General features: G+C 42.1%; 14 protein-coding genes. 1 reads left to right on the top strand and 13 read right to left on the bottom strand.

Translation table 11 applies throughout. From position 1 onward, the window contains the following. From F9K23_08165 to F9K23_08125, 9 genes are all read right to left on the bottom strand, one after another. On the bottom strand, positions 1-1,188 hold the full coding sequence (locus F9K23_08165) for a CHASE2 domain-containing protein (protein KAB2916569.1): 1,188 nt from the start codon (positions 1,186-1,188) through the stop codon (positions 1-3). Between the two features lie 6 nt (positions 1,189-1,194). Further along, positions 1,195-3,393, bottom strand: a complete 2,199-nt coding sequence (locus F9K23_08160; GenBank protein KAB2916568.1) for a hypothetical protein — start codon at positions 3,391-3,393, stop codon at positions 1,195-1,197. 91 nt (positions 3,394-3,484) lie between these two features. Beyond that, positions 3,485-4,498, bottom strand: coding sequence for a phenylalanine--tRNA ligase subunit alpha (gene pheS / locus F9K23_08155; protein KAB2916611.1), 1,014 nt, complete (start codon positions 4,496-4,498; stop codon positions 3,485-3,487). Between the two features lie 417 nt (positions 4,499-4,915). Then, positions 4,916-6,520 carry a hypothetical protein gene (locus F9K23_08150; GenBank protein KAB2916567.1) on the bottom strand — a complete coding sequence of 535 codons (1,605 nt, stop codon included), beginning with the start codon at positions 6,518-6,520 and terminating at the stop codon, positions 4,916-4,918. A 25-nt stretch (positions 6,521-6,545) separates the two neighbouring features. Then, positions 6,546-8,408: a tRNA uridine-5-carboxymethylaminomethyl(34) synthesis enzyme MnmG gene (gene mnmG / locus F9K23_08145; GenBank protein KAB2916566.1), complete on the bottom strand. Its 1,863-nt coding sequence runs from the start codon at positions 8,406-8,408 to the stop codon at positions 6,546-6,548. 47 nt (positions 8,409-8,455) lie between these two features. Then, positions 8,456-8,872: an rRNA maturation RNase YbeY gene (ybeY, locus tag F9K23_08140; protein KAB2916565.1), complete on the bottom strand. Its 417-nt coding sequence runs from the start codon at positions 8,870-8,872 to the stop codon at positions 8,456-8,458. Next, a complete protein-coding gene (locus F9K23_08135; protein ID KAB2916564.1) occupies positions 8,869-10,677 on the bottom strand; it encodes a hypothetical protein in 1,809 nt (602 codons plus the stop codon). Before F9K23_08135 ends, ybeY begins: the two co-directional genes overlap by 4 nt. Further along, positions 10,643-11,902 (bottom strand): insulinase family protein, encoded by a 1,260-nt coding sequence (locus F9K23_08130; GenBank protein KAB2916563.1) that lies wholly within the window; start codon positions 11,900-11,902, stop codon positions 10,643-10,645. Before F9K23_08130 ends, F9K23_08135 begins: the two co-directional genes overlap by 35 nt. Positions 11,903-11,906: 4 nt before the next feature. Then, positions 11,907-13,145 (bottom strand): insulinase family protein, encoded by a 1,239-nt coding sequence (locus tag F9K23_08125; protein ID KAB2916562.1) that lies wholly within the window; start codon positions 13,143-13,145, stop codon positions 11,907-11,909. Positions 13,146-13,241: 96 nt separating this feature from the next. Between F9K23_08125 and F9K23_08120 the strand changes: the two genes are divergently transcribed. Beyond that, positions 13,242-14,531: an rRNA pseudouridine synthase gene (locus F9K23_08120; protein KAB2916561.1), complete on the top strand. Its 1,290-nt coding sequence runs from the start codon at positions 13,242-13,244 to the stop codon at positions 14,529-14,531. Between the two features lie 346 nt (positions 14,532-14,877). Here the strand turns inward: F9K23_08120 and F9K23_08115 are convergent, their stop codons facing one another. The 4 genes from F9K23_08115 to F9K23_08100 are packed head-to-tail and all read right to left on the bottom strand — an operon-like array spanning position 14,878 to position 20,809. Continuing rightward, complete coding sequence (locus tag F9K23_08115; GenBank protein KAB2916560.1) at positions 14,878-16,119, bottom strand: amidohydrolase family protein; 1,242 nt, start codon at positions 16,117-16,119, stop codon at positions 14,878-14,880. Then, a complete protein-coding gene (locus F9K23_08110) occupies positions 16,116-19,139 on the bottom strand; it encodes an amidohydrolase family protein (protein KAB2916559.1) in 3,024 nt (1,007 codons plus the stop codon). Before F9K23_08110 ends, F9K23_08115 begins: the two co-directional genes overlap by 4 nt. Beyond that, the gene (locus tag F9K23_08105; GenBank protein KAB2916558.1) at positions 19,129-20,505 is read right to left on the bottom strand and encodes a lactate utilization protein; all 1,377 of its coding nucleotides are present in this window, start codon (positions 20,503-20,505) and stop codon (positions 19,129-19,131) included. The genes F9K23_08110 and F9K23_08105 overlap by 11 nt, the downstream gene beginning before the upstream one ends. Before the next feature lie 52 nt (positions 20,506-20,557). Further along, positions 20,558-20,809 carry a hypothetical protein gene (locus tag F9K23_08100; protein KAB2916557.1) on the bottom strand — a complete coding sequence of 84 codons (252 nt, stop codon included), beginning with the start codon at positions 20,807-20,809 and terminating at the stop codon, positions 20,558-20,560. Between the last annotated feature and the right edge of the window lie 27 nt (positions 20,810-20,836).

Genomic DNA, 20,836 nt, shown 5'->3' with positions numbered 1-20,836 from the left:
TTAGTGGTGGCCAAAAACGGTGTGGTAGCCGTACTTTTCTTTTAGCCAGGTAGCAAACCCGTCGTAAAAATACAATACATCTACCGACAGGGCGATACCCGCCAATATGGGCGACATATCTATTTTCAGCCCGAATTTCGACAGGAAGAAAAACGAAAGATACACCATTAACACAAACGTGAGCAGCTGTATGATTTTGGTTACCAAGTGGAAGAATTTGTGCTGACGGATGTAAAACTTGGTAAAAAAGAACACGTGTATCCAGCAAATAATAAAGGCCAGTACCATTGACAACCACGATGGCACTTTGTTGATGTATTTTCCTTCAAGGATTGAGCTGATAATGTTTGCATGGATAATGACGCCGTACATATCAGGGAAAGCTTTGCCGCTGAACTTTGGGTTCATGGGCGTGAAGCGGTTTTCTTCTATCACTTTGGTTTTTAAATCCGGCCCTAAGAAACCCATCAACACTATTTTGTCCTTCATCACATTGATGTCAAGTGCAGTGTCTTCCAGCTCAAAGGCATCTATTATGTGGTATTGATCTTGCCTGCGGCTGTAATTAATGGTTTCAAGGGGTTTGCCCCTGCCTTTCAACGCTTCATAGGCGGCCGGATTGTATTTTTTAACAATGGCTGTGGCAAACGCTTCTTGGGGAGTTTTGGTAAACTCATAAAAGGGTTTGAAGTAGCGCACGGGATAGGTGGAGTCTTTGCCTATGAAATTTATATAGCCCCACGTTGGGTTGGTGAGGGGTAACGCCGTAGTTACTACTTCCGAGCGGTAATTTTCATGGCCTTTCCCTGAAAGGTATGAAGCCATTACCATATTGGGCGTGTTATTGATTTCAGCCGTTAACAGCGAATCAATAAAGGGGTCTTTATTTTTTAGCAGTTGTATGTCAAACCCTATCACCGCGGGGCCTGCTTGTTTAATGCGTTGTAACTGTTGCAGCAAACCGAAACGGTTGTTATAGCCCACATTTACAATAATGATGTTACTGTCTATCGGGGCTTCTTTTTTTATTTTGGTGAAGTAAATATCGCTGAACTCAAAATCCTTTAGCCCGTGTTTCAACGGATCCAGTATTTTAAAGTTAAACGGGATGTAAGCAAAAAGTGCCATCACAAGGAAAACCCCTATGGTGGCACCAATACTGTCGCGTATAAGATATTTACCTTGCATGGCAGTTTATTTACGTGGTACGCATTTTACTGAAATTCTTGTAATTGACCAATTGGCGGGAGCTATTAATTCATCGCGGGTGCTTTCGCCAACCCCTTTTAGCAGTTGTTCCAGCGGGCTTCCTCCCCTTTCTCCTGATTTTTCCCTTAGCACACCCTCTTGTTTAAATATTTCAAGGTTGTTGATGGGTTCAGCGCTGGTAAACATCATGTAATTCAACGTTCCTACACTATCGCTAACTCTAAAGAGGCGCGCAGCGCCCAACGGCGCATTTTGCTTAATTTCAAACGTTTGTTTGTCAACGGCAGGGTAAGTGTTTTCGCCCGTAATACTGCGGGGGAACAACAACGTCATTTTTGAATTTTTATCAATCGAGAAGATATACACGTAGCGTTTGTTTCGGTCCCAATACGCTTCGTTTACTTCATCTACTGTAAATACAAGACCCATCGTATCGCCGTACATTACCTCGGCACCGTCGCCCAACAACTGACCGTTTGATGATTTCCTAAGTGAGAACGAAAAAGGGAAACTGCCGTCATCGGGAGGGCTTTGCAGCGTTAACCACGATTTCACTTTGGCAATACGCAAAATGTATTCTTCTAAACTATCTGCCAACGATTGTTCAACTCCTTGGTTTTCGTTGATTTCAAAATAGTTGGTGCGCGCAGGCATTGAGTAGCTGCGGGTACCGTCGTCGTATTGACGGTCGGGGTTCACCAATGCATACTCTATTTTGTTGTTTTTGTAACGACCTACTAACACGTAATCAGCGTCAGCGGGGTTGTTTACCATCGTTACTATCGAAAATTTCTTAAACCGTTCTTGCAATACCTTGGCCAACGCTTGGGTTGCCGGTAGGTTAATGGCAAGGGTAGAATCGGTAATCAGTTTATCGGTTTTTAGCTGGGTTCCGATGGTTTCGGGGTTTTTGTCGGCGTAGGTTACTATCCAGTTGTTTTTATCGTAGTATATCTCTTGGTACGAAAACGAATTGGCCGATGCTTTGTAGTTTTTATCGGCAAGCGTTTTGGCACTCGCCACCAAACTTTTATAATCAAATGCGCTGTTGTATATGTAGATTTTCACTGCTGCCGAGGCATCCATTACCACATTGGTAACTTCAAAATCATCGCCGGGTTTCAATCCTTTGGGGTCACCCTCAATTATTTTTGCATAACAACGGTTAGGACCGTCAAGACGTACCACCTCAATTTTTAAAATGCCTTTGTCGGTTTTGCGTTGCAGCTGACTTTTCGGGCTCAATCGTGAGGGCATACCTGCTTGCAACAATACCAATCCGTTATCTACTTTTATAACGGGTATCACCATTTTATCAGGCAACTGTGAGCGGTCAACTCCTAAAAATGTACCTATTCGGCGTTCATCGTTTGCAGCCAAAACGGGTTTTTGGGTAAGGTTGTAATACTCCATGATGGCCTCGATACGGTTAAACAACTTTTGAACGGTAGATGTAACCGGCTCATCCCTCAGTACTTTTATCAAAGCAAGAGTGAATCCTCCGTGTGGGTAGCCTTGTTCGTCTTTTACTTCTTTTGCGGGTTCTACATCGCGGGCTGCACTGATAATCAACGCTCCTTTTTCTTCCGGAGGGGTTGGTTCAGAAGCATCTTTCACGTCGCGACTATCGCCGGGAGAGAATCTATATTCATTATCCCCTCTTGATAATGACCCACTGTGGCAACTGTCAAATATCGCAGTCAGTTTTACACCCTTTTCTACCAATTTATTCAGTAATACCGCCATTTCCTTATCGCGGATGTCAAAAACACCCTTGTAGGCATCGGCGGGAACTATGGTTTCGTCTTTTTTGTCGTTTTCTTTTGATAATGAATTATTTACCTGCGACCCATGCCCAGCATAAAAGATAAAAACCACATCACCTGATTTTGAATCGGTAATCAGTTTTTCAATAGCCTTGATAATGGCATCGCGACTGGCCTCTTGGTTAAAAAGTGTAGCAGTGTTTTTATCATCAAACCCAAAGCGGGTAATCATGATTTCTTTTACCGATAGGGCATCGTTTACACAACCGTTCAGGTTTGGCGGTGCATCTCTACTCCCCGTTGCTTTTTCTCCTTCGGGCAAATAGGTATTGATGCCTATGAAAAGTGCACGCTTGGTTTGCGACATGGCAACTGCGGCACAAGCTATAAATAGGGCGGATAAAAGAACTTTTTTCATTGGCTGGTTTTTCGGTAATGTGTATGCTATGCGGCCTTGGGCCGCGATTTTTTTAATTTATACCTTTTTTACCGCAAAAGGTAAATGATTGCTATACAACCCCTTTGTATTGACTAAGGAATTTAACGTTGTTTTCTGAGTACATCCGTAAATCCTTCACGTCGTATTTCAGCATGGTAATACGTTCAACGCCCATACCAAAAGCAAACCCACTGTATTCTTCGGGATCAATTCCGCAGTTTTTCAATACAGCAGGGTCAATCATACCGCTTCCCAAAATCTCTACCCAGCCTGTGTATTTGCAAACATTGCAACCTTTGCCCTTACACAAAAAGCAAGTACAGTCCATTTCGGCACTTACTTCGGTAAACGGAAAATAAGAAGGACGGAAACGCACTTTAGTGTCGCTACCAAATAGCTGATTTACAAATGTATAAAGGGTATGTTTAAGGTCGGCAAATGATACGCCTTTGTCCACATAAAAGCCATCCACCTGATGGAAAAAGCAGTGGGCACGCGCTGATATCGCCTCGTTGCGGTACACTCTGCCGGGCGAAACCATACGAACGGGAGGTTTGGTATTTTCTAACACCCTTACCTGCACCGAAGTCGTGTGAGTACGTAAGGCATATTCCTTATCCACAAAAAAGGTATCCTGCATATCGCGGGCAGGGTGGTTTTCGGGGAAATTTAGCGCCGAAAAATTATACCAGTCGTGCTCTATTTCCGGACCTTCTCCTACTTCAAATCCAAGTTTGGCAAAGATTTCGAGTATTTGGTTTTGGATGATGTTTAGCGGATGCCTGCTTCCAATGGTTTGTTGGGTAGGCATCGAGTAATCAGTTCCATCATCCGCAGATGTCGCACTTTCTTCCAAGCGTTGAGAAGCCTCGTCAAATTTTTGTTGAACAAAGGTTTTTAAAACGTTGATTTTTTGTCCCATTTCGCGTTTTTGCTCATTGGGAACAAGTTTGAAGTTTTCAAACAATTTGTTCATAAGCCCGTTTCTCGAAAGAAATTTCAGGCGGTATTCTTCCAGCGAATTTTTTTCGCTTATCTCAAACTGGTCGGCTTCTTTTTTTAAGAGTTCAATTTCTTCAATCATCGGTTCACTTCCGCTTATTTCAAGTATCAAAGATATTTCAATTCGGTTGATTTTTGAAAATCCCCGTTGTCCCCAACACTAAAAACAAAATATATTTAAAATAATTATGTTGTATATATAGTCTGTGTGGATTTGTAGATAACCTCCTCTCAGCACCTATTGCTTTTTACTTATTAACTTTTTGCTGACGTAGCTATACCGCAGTTAAGTAGTTGATTTTTAACACTAAGTTAAGATATTCTTAACATGCTTATATCTTTATACAGGGCTTATTGTTAATATCCTTTTTCCTCTTTTTTGTGTGCGTGGATGAGGATAACCACCTACTTATCCTTTTCTGTAAACACTCAATTTTTCAAGCTCTGTTGAGATGTTAAGAACCCTTTAGTAATCAACACTAATTCACAGTTGTTAACATTAAAAGCCCGTAACTATTTTAATATCCGTTAAGTCCCAATTGGCGCGGACTTCAATGGATTGTAGGGTGATAAATACCCTTTCTTCCTGCTTCTTTTTTTGGTAGTTTGCACCGTCCCAACGGCCGTTTTTATTGGTGTCTTCTATCACTTTTACGAAGTATTGACCTGGAAACAGGTTTTGGTAGGTAATATCCTGCGACTTATCAATGGTTTGTTCTTTTACTATAGTGTTTTGATTATCAAGTAATTGAACGATTAAATTTGTGTTTGCCTTGTTATCGATATTGATTGTAAGATTACCAAAAGCCGTTGAAGGAGCTGTTTTAAGTTGGATGATGGTTGAATCACATTCTTGACCAAACAAGTCCTTAATCGCTCCTTTTGAGAAGATTAGGGTGTAATTCTTGTCGTCTTTCCATTGTTTGTTCACGTGAAACAGCAAGGGGTTAATACTATCGTTGGTAAGTGTGAAATCAGTTACTTCTATGCTATCTTCTTTTAAATAAACAAGTTGCTTGCGGATTTCAGTCACGGGGTTGGTAAATCCAACCGATAAAGGTTTGCTGAAATCGTAGTTAAGAATATTTTCTTGAGAAGTTAACTTAAATTTATCGTATTGTTTTGACTTACAAGTGATTGTAGCATTTTCAACCACTGTATCAATGGTTACAGGTAATATAACTGAGTCTATAAAATTTATATCGGTATACAGCATCAGTGTGTCGCATAATTTTCCTGATACTTGCTGAATAAACGTAGCTTTTTTATTTGCTCCGGGCTCTTCTACAAAGAGTTTACAATTACTACCTGTTACAATTACCTCGTATTTTCCTTTTGATTTTTCTTTTGCTGTAATAACCTGTGGTTTTAGATTGCTCGGTTGTGGTGATACCATCAGGTTATAGGCAGTTGATGAACTGTCTTGCTGATTATAAGCGAGGTTTATTTTTGTTGAATAGAACCCTACTTTTTCGTTGGTTTCAATTTTAAGATTCTTATTAATGTCCTCAAAAGCTACCAGCTCATACTCAGCAGGGCGTAGGTAATTAAACTTAAAATTACCCGTACTATCCGGACGTACTAAATACGATGGTTTTGTTTTAAAGATGGTAGAATCGTCTTTTGTTTCGTACAAGGCTACAGCGATGTTCTTATCCGGTAATAATGTAAAAGCATCCTTTACGGATCCGTTTAGCTTTAAACTGTCTATATAATTGCCTGTAGAGAACGTATAGGTTAACCCTTGTAATTGGTTTGCTTCGTTATTATCTGCTATCGAATTACCAAAGTTTAGTGTGTAGGTAGTATTGGGTAGTAAAGCTTCTTTAAATTCAATTTCTATGCGTTTACCTACCACTTTTATCTCTGGGTTCTTCTCCATAGGCGGAGACATGATAAATTGATTGGTAACATCGTTTAATACCACAAACTCATCAAATACAAATGCAATCTTCTTTTCGTTAAAACGAGTGGTATTAGCTGCCGGTATTTGTTTGGTACAAACCGGAGGTGTGGTATCTTTAGGACCGCCTGTTGGCGATACTATGCTTGCGCAGGAACAAAGAAAAAGGAGTACTAACGGGGTTATTTTTGTGCGTAGCATGTTTTAGTATTGCTGCGCGAAGATACTATCTTCCGAAATGTATCATCAATACAGAAATATCAGAGGGAGAAACTCCACTAATCCTTGATGCCTGTCCTAAGGTATCTGGTTTAATTTTAGTAAGTTTTTCTCTGGCTTCTGCTGAAAGAGAGTTTAGTCCCTTGTAGTTAAATGAGGTAGGTATTTTGATGTTTTCTAACCTTGTCATTTTCTCTACCGTTTCCACTTCTTTCTCAATGTAGCTTTCGTATTTGATGCTTATTTCTGCCTGAAGTTTTTCTTCTTCGCTAAATGCTGAAAGATACTCAGAAACTGTGCCTAGTTTTTCTAAGTCGGTAATGTTTATTTGAGGACGTAATAAAAGCTGGCCAAGCTTATAGTTCTGATTAATTTCAGCAGTACCCAATTCGTTTAATAAACCGTTTATTTCAGTAGGTGTAATACTGGTCTTTTTTAGGTGTTTAACTATTGACTCAGAAGCTTCAATTTTCCTTTTAACAGCATCGTATCTATCCTGTTTAGCCAAACCAATTTGATATCCTTTTTCAGTTAAACGTATATCAGTATTATCCTGACGAAGCAAAATCCTATACTCAGCTCTTGAAGTAAACATACGGTAAGGTTCTTCTGTACCTTTATTAATAAGGTCATCAATTAATACACCGATATAAGCATCAGAACGAGAAAGGATAAATGGGTTTTGTTCTGTTACTTTTAAATGAGCATTGATACCTGCCATCAATCCTTGGCAAGCAGCCTCTTCATATCCTGTGGTACCATTTATTTGGCCAGCGAAGTATAGATTCTCCACCAGTTTGGTTTCTAATGTTTGTTTTAGCTGGGTGGGTGGAAAGTAATCATATTCGATAGCATAACCGGGACGGAATATTTTAGCATTCTCAAATCCGGGTATTTGTTGCAACGCTTTTACTTGAACATGATCGGGCAATGATGTAGAAAAACCATTTACATATACTTCTACAGTATCCCAACCTTCGGGTTCTACAAATATTTGATGCCTGTCGCGCTCTGCAAAACGGTTTATTTTATCTTCAATCGAGGGGCAATACCTAGGGCCTATACTTTGAATAGTACCATTGTACATGGGTGATTCATCAAAACCTGTTCTAAGGGTTTCGTGAACGCTAGAATTGGTATAGGTAATGTAACAGCTGCGTTGTTTTTCTAACGGTTTAGTTTCTGAACTGTACGAGAATTTAGAAGGTACTTCATCCCCTTGTTGTTCTTCCATTGCTTCGTAATTTAAACTACGTCCATCCACTCTGGGCGGCGTACCTGTCTTCATACGTCCGGCTTCAAAACCTAATTCAACCAATTGTTCAGTAATACCTGTGGCTGATTTCTCCCCCATACGTCCACCTCCAAATTGTTTAGCTCCTATGTGTATTAATCCGTTCAAGAAAGTACCATTGGTAAGTACTACTGCTTTGCAATGAAAAGTCATTCCCATAGAAGTAACAACACCCTGTACGCTATTATCTTTTACTATAAGACTCTTTACGGTATCCTGAAAGAAATCAACGTTTGGTGTACGCTCTAACATCATTCTCCACTCTTGGGCAAACAACCAACGGTCGCTTTGAGCCCGAGGGCTCCACATAGCTGCACCTTTGCTTTTGTTAAGCATACGGAATTGTATCATGGTTTTATCCGTTACAATACCGCTATATCCACCCAATGCATCTATCTCACGCACTATTTGTCCTTTTGCCACCCCACCCATCGCCGGATTACAGCTCATTTGGGCAATGGTTTGCATATTCATTGTAACCAGTAGTACTTTGCTACCCATATTTGCTGCCGATGCCGCTGCTTCACAGCCTGCATGGCCTCCACCTACTACTATTATATCGTAATTATCAAACATTTGTACTCCTTATATTAATGTTTCACGTGAAACATTTCACACTCTTATTATAGTTCTTGGTAATTTTTAATACACGAATCTTCTTTTGCCCGTATTTCTTTTTCTTCTTTGGCTGTTTTATCATTATAGCCAACCAAGTGTAATACCCCGTGAATGATTACTCGTAAAAGTTCTGTTTCACGTGGAACATTATTTTGATTCGCATTATCTACTATTCTATCCAAACTGATAAACAAATCTCCGTTTATTTTATCAGTATTGTAGTTAAAGGTAATAATATCGGTATAGTAATCATGGTCGAGGTATTGTTTGTTTACCTCTAGCAAGTACTCATCGCTGCAAAAAATGATATTAATATCTCCGGTTTTTTTGCTTTCAGAAGCTACCGTTTGTTGTATCCAACGTTTGATTTTAAGTTTATCTTTCAGGGTATAATCAACGTCTTCAGTAAAAAAGCTAATCATCGTAGTAAGTGCAGCGTACCTTTAAAATTAAGTTTCCTATCGTTTAGTCCAAAAACTTCGCAAATATACAAATAAACCCCGTCTTGGCAGGGATTGTTCTCAAGGTCCGTGCCGTTCCATCCTTCACGTATATCGGTTATGTTTTTTAGCAGTTGGCCGTTACGAGCATATATTTGCATATTAGTACGCCTGTAATCAATATTAGCTCCAATGGGTTTGAATAGTTTGTTTATTTCATTTGGAGCAAATGCATTTGGGAAGTAGATGGTAACATCATCAACCAAACAAACTGTATTTGATTGCGATAGTTCTTGTACACCATATTTGTTACCTAACTGCTCTGTAGCTTCAATATAGTAGCATACACCGCTTATTCCCATATCTAACGGAAGTCCATTATCACTATAAACGCTATCAGTATTTACAGTCGTTGTTATACTGTTCCACGTGAAACCGGCACCGAAATCAAAACCTCTATAAATAGCATACTGGTTTACCCCTGCATCCCATATACTATACCTGTTCCACACAAGGTCGTTCCCAAAATCAGTGCTTTTAATGGAAAGAAAAATTGTTTTGGCAGTGTTAGAGGTATCTAAGTCTTTATCGCAAACATCTGTAGTAATAAACCGATATTGATATGAATACAAATAAGGTTCAACGTTGTTATCGGTATAGGTTAACGTTTGGGCAATACCGTTGTAGTTTAGTTCGGCAACTTTTGCAAAAGGATCGTTTTCTTTTCTGCGGAAGATGAAATACTTTCTTGTATCAGATGCCGTATCGCAAAGCAATTTTAGTTCTATGGATGTCGAATCAATTACCGTGGCATAGCTTAAATAATTACGGCTTGAAAATTTACGTGCTCTGGTAATTATTCTTATTTTATTAGAAGTGCTCGTGAAACCATTGGTTCCGTCTTTTGCTTTAATATAAAACTCAAGCGTATCACCGTAGCCAAAGGCGGTATATAAATGTGATAATTGTGTGCTTGTATTTGAAGCCGTAAGCGTAAAGCCACCGGAAGTTCCGTTTCTAACATATACATCATAACCGGCTACGTTTGTCCAACCCATGTATGCCGTCCAATTCAGCTGGATGCTTTTGCCGCAATTATCAAAACTGTTTTGCAAGAAAACAGTACGGTGCACCGTATTAATAATGCTCTGGTTCCAACAACTATCAACGGCTGTTAATGTGTAAGCCAGTGAAGTGTTTGACGGATTTGAAGCAGTATCAGTAAAAACGGTATTTGTTAGTGTATCTATGGGCAGGTTATTTACCCCTTGATTAATCCAAACCACATAAGCCATTAAATCGGGAACAGGATTCGGCCTCCACCCTACTACTACTTTTCCTGTGGTTAAATCTACACTTACCGAATCGATATTAGAAATTCCGGGTTGATTGAAATCTATTGCCAAGGTGCGGGAAACTGACGAATCTCCATTACACAAGAATTTGTACACCACAAAATAGTTCCACGTGGTGGATATTGCTTTGGCTCCTACGTGTGTGTATTGGCTTTGAGCCAGCGTTGCGATGCTATCAATCAGCTGAAAAGGTTGCAGGGCATCAACACGACCATAGACGTATATTTTTTGGAAACCCGCACAGCCGTCAGTAATTGGCGACCATGTGATATTAATATCGTTTCCAATTCCTTGGGCGCATACGTGGCGTAAATCAGGAAAGGTTTGGGCAGATACCGTTGCGGCAGAGCATAGCATCCCCAGCCCGGCACAAACGGAAATTAAAGGGTTGGATTTTTTAAACCCCTGCCACCACCTGGTAAATATCTTCATCCACAAAATAGGTTCGTGCTATCTGCATCAACTCATCACGGTCGATGTTCTTTAAAAGACGTATGTAGTTGTGGTAATAGTTGTAATCTTGGCCGAAATCTAAGAGGGTTTTATACTTTTCTGATACTGCAAAAGCTCCATCAATACTGCGAAGGAATGACCCTAAGCTGTAGTTTGAAAGTATATCTATCTCCTCGTCGCTAATCGGCTCATTTTTTAAACGATTTATTTCCTTAAATATTTCACTCACAGTGTCGTTGTACACCTCTTTGCGCACATCGGTTTGAATACCGAAAACACCACAATCGGGATAAGAAATTACTGATGCATGAATGCCGTATGTATAGCCCTTGTCCTCGCGAATATTCTTCATTAAACGAGAGCCGAAGAAACCACCCAACAATGTAACTAAAATACCCAGTTTAGGATAATCAGGGTGTAAACGGTTAATGGTTTTGAAACCCAACCTTACCGTGCACTGCATTGCATCGGCCTTGGGTATGTGTATGATTTTCTCAGGCGAGCTGCTGAAACTATCGTTATACACCCAACTGCCGCGCACTTCATATTTACCAAAGTACTTGTTTAGCTGTGCAATGGTTTCTGCCGTATAAGCGCCAGAAAGAATAATGTATTTTAGTTTTTTGTTAGCGTTATAAAAATTCTCTATTTCATTTATAGTCAAATTTTTATAGTCTTCTACTTCAGTAAAATATCCATAGGGATGGCCCTCAAAAAGAGCTTGTGTAAATGCCTTACGGGCTATGTACGAGGTTTTCTGTTTGCTAACCGTTAAGTTCTGTATTTTAACAAATTTGTAAACCTCTAATTCATTGCTTGTAAACGAAGCATTGTTAATGTAATCACTTAATAAACCATATACACTGTCGCTGTGTTTTGTTAAACAAAAATTTGTGATAAGGTTATCTGTAAAATGACACGATTTACTGTTGAATGCTCCGTAAAAGTCAAATTCGTTGGCAATCTCTTCTGAGGATTTACCGTTGGCACCGGTAAACAATAAGTCGCTGGCAGTTGAGGCCACTAAGCGGTTATTGCCCAATAAGCTGCCGGCATCCAGCACAAAATCGGTTTTTATAATCTCTTGTTCTCCACCTTTGAGGGCATATACTATTACGCCATTATCAAGGGTAAACAACTCAGGGTTAAGGAAATGTATGTTTTCAACCTGCTGCATGGCAGGTGCTTTGGTTCTATCAAGCATGTTTTTAGTTCTCTTTTAAGTAGTACAACACCGAGCGGTTTTCAGCCGTAAAAATTTCACGTGAAACAGTTTTAATGTCATCCGCGTTCACCTTTCTAAATTTATCCATCTCAGTATTTATCAGGTTAGCATCGCCCAAGTATTCATAAAACGATAGGTTCATCGCTTTAGTCAATATTTCTGTTTCGCTGTAAGTAAATACCGTTTCTTTTTTGTTCTTCACTTTTTCAAGTTCCGCATCGCTGCAACCGTTTTCAAGCAATACCGCTAATTCATCCAGTACCGCCTTCTCTCCTTCTTCAAGTGTTTTTCCTTCGGCCAAATTTCCTTGCACAATCACCAAACCTTCATCGGTACTATCGGTTTGGTAACAATACAATTCTGAAAACATTTCCTGCTCTTTCACTAAGCGGTTGTATAAGCGAGAAGAAGATGAGCCCGAAAGTATGTTGGTGATTAATTCAGTGGTGTAGTATTTATCATCGCTGCGGTTGCTGCAATGCCAAGCCATATAAAGTGCATCGTAAGGCACATTGCCTTTGGTACTTTCTCTGCGCTCGGCGGTTTGTTTGGGTTCTTTTTGAATGTTGTTGCGTTTTACGGGCGCACTTTCAATATCTCCAAACCATTTGTTGGCCAACTCTTTGGTAGTTTCCAAAGAGATATTGCCGGCAATAGTCATTACAGCATTGTTTGGTCGGTAGAAATTGTAAAAGAAGGCTTTTACGTCTTCCAAAGTTGCCTCTTCAATGTGCTTAATTTCTTTACCGATGGTTGCCCACAAATAAGGGTGCACTTTATAAGCCAACGGACGAATTTTTAACCAAGCATCGCCGTAGGGTTGGTTTAGGTAACGCTGTTTAAATTCTTCAATTACTACGTTACGTTGCACATCCAATGATTTCTCGCTGAAATCAAGAGCCTTCATCCTATCAGACTCTAACCAAAGCGCGGTCTCAATATTATTTACGGGAAGCGTAATATAGTAGTTGGTTATATCGTTAGTAGTAAAAGCATTATTCTCACCACTGGCCTTTTGCAATTCGCTGTCGTAATTGGAAATGTTGGCGCTACCGCCAAACATCAAATGTTCAAACAAGTGTGCAAAGCCCGTACGGTGTGGGTCTTCGTCTTTTGCGCCAACGTTGTATAAAATATTTACTGCGGCAATGGGTGTGGTTGCATCAAAATGATGCAATACAACTAACCCGTTTTCCAGTTCAAATCGCGTATAATGTAGCATTAGCGCAAAAGTAATTAAAAGCTTTTGAACAAAATTTAAAACTATATTTAACAGAATAGCCTTACCTTTGTAACATCTTTTAAACAACACAGATTCATGAGTAACGATGACTTGAACCGCCGGGAAGGTGGATTCAGCTCTGACTCGGGCGACAATGGCCCGCGCAAGCGCTTCCGCAAAAGAATTATTATTAAAAAAGATTCTGACGGCACTGAAGAAAAAAGAAACGACGATGATAAATCGCGTTTTGAAAAAGTAGAGTACAACCGTCCCTACAAGAAACCTTACGACCGCCCACAAGGTGATCGACCACAAGGAGACCGCCCTAATTATGGTGATCGCCAAAACTACGGCGACCGCCCTCCAAGAACCGACCGACCCTACAACCCTAACTACCGACGCAATAACGAAGGCGGCGGAAACAGTTACGGCGGTGGTGGCGGTTACAATCGCGACCGAGGCGGCGACAACCGTTCAGGCGGTGGTGGCGGTTTTAAAAGGCCGTTTAACAATAACAACAATAATAAGTTTGGCAAAAAACCTTTTGGTACTAAGCCCGGCGGAAATTTTGTTAAGAAAAAGCGAGTTCCGAAAGAAAAGAACAAGCACAGCTACACAACTCACCAGTTTCAGTACGACGAGAACACAGAAGTACGTTTGAACAAATTCCTTTCAAACTCAGGTATTTGCTCACGTCGCGAGGCTGACAAACTAATCCAGCAAGGTATTATCACCATCAACAACGAGGTAGTAACAGAATTGGGATGCCGCGTTCGCCCAGGTGATATCGTACGCTACAACGGACAAGTAATTGGCCGCGAAGATTATGTGTACTTGTTGCTGAACAAGCCAAAAGATTATATTACTACAATGAATGACCCTGAAGGGCGCAAAACCGTAATGGATATTATGGGTCAAGCCACTAAGGAGCGCATTTTCCCCGTAGGTCGTTTGGACAGGAATACCACTGGTGTTTTATTGTTTACTAACGACGGAGATTTGGCACAGGTGCTTACTCACCCTAAATACAACGTTAAAAAGGTTTACATAGCTGTTTTGGACAAAAACTTGACCGATGCGGATATGGATGCTCTATTGCGTGGTATTGAGCTTGAGGACGGCCCTATTGCGGTAGATAACATTGCCTACATACAAGGCGATAAAACCCGTGTGGGTGTAGAAATACATAGCGGACGTAACCGCATAATTCACCGTATGTTTGAGCACTTGGGCTACACTGTAGACCAGCTTGACCGTGTGTATTATGCAGGTTTGACGAAGAAAGATCTTCCACGTGGACGCTACCGTTTTATGAGCGAAGAAGAAGTGCGTGATTTGAAACGCCAAGCTTCAAAACTAAGGGAAGCCTTAGATAATGCCGGCTAAGCTATTTAGTATACGTATATAACTAAAAACCCGAAGTGATGAGCTTCGGGTTTTTTATTTTAGCCCTGCGCTATGGATAGATTGCCAGCACTCTATCAATAGCATCGGGATTTATTCCCGATGATTTGGGCAAGCACACCCCCCTCAGCCCCTCCTTATCAAGGAGGGAAGCCACGCGCAATCCTTTGATCGACGAAAAAGTTCTGATAACTGAGACTATTGTTGGGCTCATTAGATTCCCGCCTACGCGGGAATGACGGGGTGCAGGCAGAGTCTTAACATTTCCCTCCTCTTTAGGTGAAGGCGACAGTGGGAACGTCGGGCTAATGATGAATCGGGTAGGGTATTACGGCTTCTCGCCCAAAATCAGCTCGTGGTACTTTTCGTACAGCTGACGTTGGGGGTCATTTAAATCAAGTGAGCGGCCTTGTAAAAAGGCTTGCTCCACCTTGCTGCTGCGCATATCCAGCACATCACCCGCAGTAACAATAAACGTAGCGTCTTTGCCTGTTTGCAAGCTGCCCGTAGTTTTTTCAATACCCAATAACTGAGCGGGGTAAAGAGTTATAGACTTTATAGCCTCTTCGTAAGGCAACCCGAAAGCAACCGCTTGTCCTGCTTGAAAAGGCAAGTTGCGTTGCTCCCAAAAGTTAATATCGCTAATGGCAAACGGAATGCTATCGCGCCACAAAAGAGCGGGCAGCGCATAGGGCTCCTCATAACTTTCGTCGTAACTATCGGGCAAGCGATGGGTACGGCTGATAATTACCGCCACATTGTTTAGTTTTAAAATATGGGTAATCTGTCCGCTCTCAGCTCCCCCCACAATAATGGGGGTGATAGAAAACTCGCGCAGGGTTTGGATGGCGTTTACCATCGCGCGGGCATTGTCCGTATGTACAAACACTTTTTTGGTGCCTGCCAATGCCGCTTTCAGAGCCTCGTTTTTAAGGTTGATTTCAGTAGTTTTTTGTTGCGAGTAACTTTTTGCCTGCTGCAACCAACCCACAATTTTTGCCACTTGTTCAGCGGCTGCCTTGTCGTTTTTCTCTTCCCCGTTGAAGTTAGGCCAGTTAATATGTATGCCGTTATCGGCGGCATAAGTGGCTTCTTCCCAATTTCGGTTTTGCAACATCATTACCGATGATTGACCCGAAATTATTCCGCCGCGCGGGCACACCTGTGCGGTAAGAATACCGTTTGAAACCACCGTAGGGATTACCTTACTATCCGTATTAAACGCTATTGCCGAGCGCACGTTGGCATTGTTGCTGCCCGTTTCGTTAAAATCATTGGTGGCGCGTACTGCCTCAATTTCACTAAGTCCTAAAATGGTGTTTAATGCTATCAAACCGGGGTAAATGCGTTTTCCGCTCACATCAACGGTTTGACCTTGTATCGGCGCACCCTCTTTAGCACCTACATAAATTATCTTCCCGTTGCGTATGCCCAACGCTCCGTTGTTGTATACGGCACCCGTAGCCGTGTAAATATCAGCTCCGGTAAACCAGCGTTCGGTGCTGTCAACCTGAGCGTTCAAAGAACACAAGCCCAGCAGGGCGGCAGCTGTAATCAGTAGTTTTTTCATTGTCCGTCCTCCTCTCCGTATATTTCTTCGTCGTCGCAGTGGTAGGTTTTATGTTCTTCCGTTTTGGGCTTCTCTCCTGTTTTGCCTTCGGCAATGGCCTTATTCATTTCTTCAATCAACGCCTGCTTCTCTTTCAGCAGTTGGGCTTCGGCCTTTTGGTGCTCCTCGGCATCGAAATAAGCTACCCCCTCAATAAATGTTTTTATCGGTTTTGAATATACCGATAAAGGATGACCGCTCCACAGCACCAAATCGGCATCTTTACCTGCTTTGATACTGCCCACACGGTTATCTATCCGCATTAGTTTGGCAGGATTAAGCGTAACCATTTTAAGGGCCTCTTCTTCGCTCATGCCCCCATATTTAATCGCTTTCGCTGCTTCTTGGTTCAATCGGCGACCCATTTCGGCATCGTCTGAATTGATGCAAGTAACCACCCCTACTTTGGTAAGTAATGCAGGATTGTATGGTGTGGCTTCAATCACTTCGTATTTGTAGCCCCACCAATCGGCAAAGCTGCTGGCTCCTGCCCCGTGTTCTTTTATTTTATCGGCAATTTTATAGCCTTCTAACACGTGGGTAAATATGTTGATGTTAAACCCGTGTTTCTCGGCGGTTTTTATCAGCATGTTAATTTCTTGCTGATTGTAGGAGTGACAGGTTACTAACCGTTTACCTTTTATTACCTCTAATAGTACTTCAAGTTCAAGGTCTTTGCGGGGTTCTTTTTTAACTTTACCCGATTTATAATCCGCCCACGCCTTTTCATACTCGGCGGCACGGATAAACGCGTCGTCAAATACCTGCTCTACCCCCATCCGTGTTTGCGGAAAACGCTCGGTAAATCGGTCGCCCCAATTCGCTTGCTTCACGTTTTCGCCCAAAGCAAACTTTATGCGGCCGGGTGCGCCGGCAAATAGCATACTATCGGGCATCTGTCCCCATTTAAGTTTTATCACCGCGCTTTGGCCGCCTATTACGTTGGCCGAACCGTGCAATAGTTGTGAGGTAGTTACACCGCCGGCCAATTGCCTGTAAATATTTATGTCCTCGGGGTCTAATACATCTTCTATGCTAACCTCGGCGGTAACCGATTGGCTGCCCTCATTCACTCCGCCCATAATGCCAATGTGCGAGTGTTCATCGATAATGCCTGCGGTAAGGTGTTTTCCGGTGCCGTTAATCACTGTAATGGTTGAAGCATCGGCAATGCCGTGTTTCTTCAAATCGGTTTCACCTACCGAAACCACTTTTCCGTTTTTAACTAGCACATCGGTATTGCGCAGCACGCCCTCTTTTTCGTTCGTCCACACCGTTACATTACGCACCAAAAAGGTGTTGCTTTCTTTTTTCGCATACGCGTAAGGCAAACCAACAGTGTACTCAGGAAACGCTTTAATTTTCTTTGGACCGCTTGTATTGACGGTATCCGCACTTTCTTTTTCGCGTCCCTCCCACTTTACGGTTTGTCCCAAACGGTTGGTTCCGGTTCCATACAGGTTATCACCTTCTTTCCAACCGCTTAATAAAAAAGTATCTTTATCCGTTTTTAAGCAAAAGCTAATATTTTGATTTTCTTGATTATAAATAATTTTATCTATTTTATTAGTTGAATTTGAAGGAACGGGCATAATGTCAAATTTCTTGTCCTTCTTAAACCCAAATTCTATTTCGGTTTCAGGTCGGCCGTCAATAAACAGGTTGTAATTAAACCCTAAAAAGTAGGGCGGCTCCGCTCCTATTACAAAGCGGTTGCCTTGCACCCAGTTCTCAAGCAATTGGGTCTCCTTATTAAAAATATTGCCTGTGGCAATAATAAAGCTGGCCAGCTTGCCTTTTTCAAGCGTACCCAGTTTATCATCAGCTTTTACATACCGCGCAGGAATAATAGTGAGTGCATTCAGCGCGGTCTTTTCATCCAATCCGCCGGTTACTGCCTCTCGAATGTTCTTTAAAAAATCGGCTTTACTTTTTAGTCCGTCGGCGGTAAACGCAAACGTGATGTTTTTTTGTTGCAGCAAGTACGCATTCCAAGGGGCTAAATGGCGGTGTTTTAAGTTGTTAAAACTTGCTGCCGCCGCATCAAAATAGGTTTTAATTTCTAAGGGAGCAGGATAGTTAACAGGTATTACCAAGTTGGCCGGCGATTTTTTTAGCGCATCGGACAACAGGTATTCATCGCCGTTGGTTTTTATAATGTAATTGTGGCCAAACTCCTTCCCTATTCTTTGAATGCGGGCAATGTCCCAGCGGTTCGATGCTTCAAAAAACAAAGGCAGTTTTAATTGGGTGTTCAATGCCTCCAGCGAAAGATTGGTTTCGGCAAAATAGCCGCGTTGGTAGGCTTGCGCATCGTAAAACGTTTGACGGATAAGGGCTACCGAACCCATTAACGAGGCGGGGTATATTTGCCCGCTACTCCCCTTTTTGAAGGAGAAGTTTGCTCCTGCGGTTGTGTTTAAAACCGCTTTGTTTTCTTTCTCGTTGTTCAGCGCAATCAGTGCCGATGTACCCCTTGCTATCCCATCGGGCACAAAGCTCACCACTGTACCAAAGCCCGCCTTGCGCAGTTCTTCGGCATCTTTGGGGTTGTGTATAAACAATAGCGAGGCTTGGGTTTCGGGCTTCAACGCTTCATTCCAGCCAAAAGCTCCTTTGGTATTGGTTTCGTATTGAGGCATTCCGCCGCGCTCGCGTTTTTTTTCAGCGGTGGCAGGCATCCCGTAGCTGCTATACACATCTATAAACGAGGGATAAATGTAGTTTCCCTCCACGTCTATTAGTATCGCGGTGGTGTCGTACTTCTCCCCTTTCTTTTTTACTGCTTTTATTTTGCCGTCTTCTATCTCCAGCGTTCCGCCCTCAATCACCAACTCTGCCGAAACGTAAATGGTAGCATTGATAAAAGTGTAACGGCTAATTTGCGGATTGTTCACCCCGTTTACGGGGAAGGTGCTTTGTGCTTGCGCCAATACTGGGCAAAGCAGTACCCAAAGTACCCACAACAGTTTATTTCTCATTGTGTTGTTCTCTCCAAAGTTGGTTAAATGATTTCTTGGCCAATTCAGGAAACTCGCGACGCTCGCCCCAATCTTTTTTGTACGATGATTTAATAATCAGGTTTTTAAACGTTTCGCCCCGATTCATCTTTTTGCGGTTAAGCATCGCCCCGATAATCATTTTCCAAACATAGTTTTCTATCAGGCCGTGTTTTTGGTTTTCGGCGTTCTCCCGTCTGTTTTCGACTAACAGGTTGTGTATCTCAATATTAACCGGACAAACTTGGTCGCATTTGCCGCACAGGGTCGATGCCCCGCTTAAGTGGGTAAAGCCCTCTTTGGGCTGCAAGTGCTGGGCGGTTACCGCTCCGATAGGTCCGGGATTGATAATGCCATAAGCATGACCACCAATGGTTTTGTAAACAGGGCATACGTTTGAACAAGCTCCGCATTTTATGCACGTCAGTGCCGGGCGTTGCTCCTTTTTTGCCAACAGGCTGCTGCGTCCGTTATCAATCAAAACTACGTATACTTCTTGCGGACCGTCGGTATCTTTTGCCCCTTTGGGGCCGTTGATAATGGTATTATACGAGGTGATTCTCTGCCCCGTTCCGTAGGTGGCAAGCAATGGCCAAAGAGTATCCAAATCACCCATCGAGGGGATTATTTTATCAATGCCCGCCAACACAATGTGTACTTGCGGTATGCCTGACGAGAAAATGATATTGCCTTCGTTTTCGGTAAGGGCAATGCTGCCGGGGTCGGCAATCAAAAAGTTGCAGCCCGTGATACCCGCTTGAGCCTCAAAGTATTTTTTGCGTGTACCGTTGGCTATCACGTTCACCGTATCTTCTATGGTTTGCTCTCTGTCTTCGGGCAACTGCGCCCTAAAATGAGGTATAATCTCCTGATGCTTTTTATGCAGTGCAGGAAGTATCACATGCGACGAGGTATCGCCTGTTTTCTTAATTACGGTATCGGCTACATCGGTTTCGGTAATGTTGAACCCTTTTGCCTCAAGGTGCTTACTCAACCCTATCTCTTCACAAACCGATGATTTTGATTTTACCGCCGAAGTGATTTTGTGTTTTTTAAATATCTCCTCTATTTCCAGTAAAGCATCGGCCGCTTCGGGAGCCCACAACAGCTTTATCCCGTTGCGCGTGCAGTTGGTTTCAAACTCCAGCAGGTATTTATCAAGGTTTTCTATCGCGCGCCAGCGTATATGTTCGGCGCGGTTGCGTGCCAAAGGCAGGTTTTTAAATTGCTCTTTTCCATTGGCCGTAGCTTGGGCGTGTTTGTCCAAATGGTTCTCCAGCAGTTGTATTTTGGCAAAATCAAAAGCGGTGTTAGCAACGGTTTTTGTAAAAGTGTCTTTGGCGGCCATAAATAGCGGTTAATACAAACCTATAATTTTAACTGGGTATTTAAAAGGGTGTTTAATCCCCTTTTGCTTTCAGCGATTTAATAATTCCGTAAACAGAGATGCAGCACCAAACACCGTTTACCAAAATAAACGGGCCCGAGGCATTGTAAATGGCATTAACCAGCAACAGTGCTGAACTAAACAGATTGAAACAATGGTACAGCCAAAGTTTCCCATCAAACTTACCTACTGAAAACAGCAAGTAGCCCGTGAGCAACAGGCCTGCCCCTACCCAACCGATTACCGCATACAAATCCATCTCCATATACTACTGCAAATATAATGGCGGCAA

It is taken from the genome of Bacteroidota bacterium, assembly GCA_008933805.1.
Lineage (GTDB): Bacteria > Bacteroidota > Bacteroidia > UBA8524 > UBA8524 > SB11.
Note: the sequence above shows the minus strand (reverse complement) of the source record. Positions and strands in the feature narration are given on the sequence as shown.

Excerpts from the sequence above, each read along its gene's own strand:
- F9K23_08165 (KAB2916569.1), bottom strand. The coding sequence starts at position 1,188 with ATGCAAGGTAAATATCTTATACGCGACAGTATTGGTGCCACCATAGGG.
- F9K23_08160 (KAB2916568.1), bottom strand. The coding sequence starts at position 3,393 with ATGAAAAAAGTTCTTTTATCCGCCCTATTTATAGCTTGTGCCGCAGTT.
- pheS (KAB2916611.1), bottom strand. The coding sequence starts at position 4,498 with ATGATTGAAGAAATTGAACTCTTAAAAAAAGAAGCCGACCAGTTTGAG.
- F9K23_08150 (KAB2916567.1), bottom strand. The coding sequence starts at position 6,520 with ATGCTACGCACAAAAATAACCCCGTTAGTACTCCTTTTTCTTTGTTCC.
- mnmG (KAB2916566.1), bottom strand. The coding sequence starts at position 8,408 with ATGTTTGATAATTACGATATAATAGTAGTAGGTGGAGGCCATGCAGGC.
- ybeY (KAB2916565.1), bottom strand. The coding sequence starts at position 8,872 with ATGATTAGCTTTTTTACTGAAGACGTTGATTATACCCTGAAAGATAAA.
- F9K23_08135 (KAB2916564.1), bottom strand. The coding sequence starts at position 10,677 with ATGAAGATATTTACCAGGTGGTGGCAGGGGTTTAAAAAATCCAACCCT.
- F9K23_08130 (KAB2916563.1), bottom strand. The coding sequence starts at position 11,902 with ATGCTTGATAGAACCAAAGCACCTGCCATGCAGCAGGTTGAAAACATA.
- F9K23_08125 (KAB2916562.1), bottom strand. The coding sequence starts at position 13,145 with ATGCTACATTATACGCGATTTGAACTGGAAAACGGGTTAGTTGTATTG.
- F9K23_08120 (KAB2916561.1), top strand. The coding sequence starts at position 13,242 with ATGAGTAACGATGACTTGAACCGCCGGGAAGGTGGATTCAGCTCTGAC.
- F9K23_08115 (KAB2916560.1), bottom strand. The coding sequence starts at position 16,119 with ATGAAAAAACTACTGATTACAGCTGCCGCCCTGCTGGGCTTGTGTTCT.
- F9K23_08110 (KAB2916559.1), bottom strand. The coding sequence starts at position 19,139 with ATGAGAAATAAACTGTTGTGGGTACTTTGGGTACTGCTTTGCCCAGTA.
- F9K23_08105 (KAB2916558.1), bottom strand. The coding sequence starts at position 20,505 with ATGGCCGCCAAAGACACTTTTACAAAAACCGTTGCTAACACCGCTTTT.
- F9K23_08100 (KAB2916557.1), bottom strand. The coding sequence starts at position 20,809 with ATGGAGATGGATTTGTATGCGGTAATCGGTTGGGTAGGGGCAGGCCTG.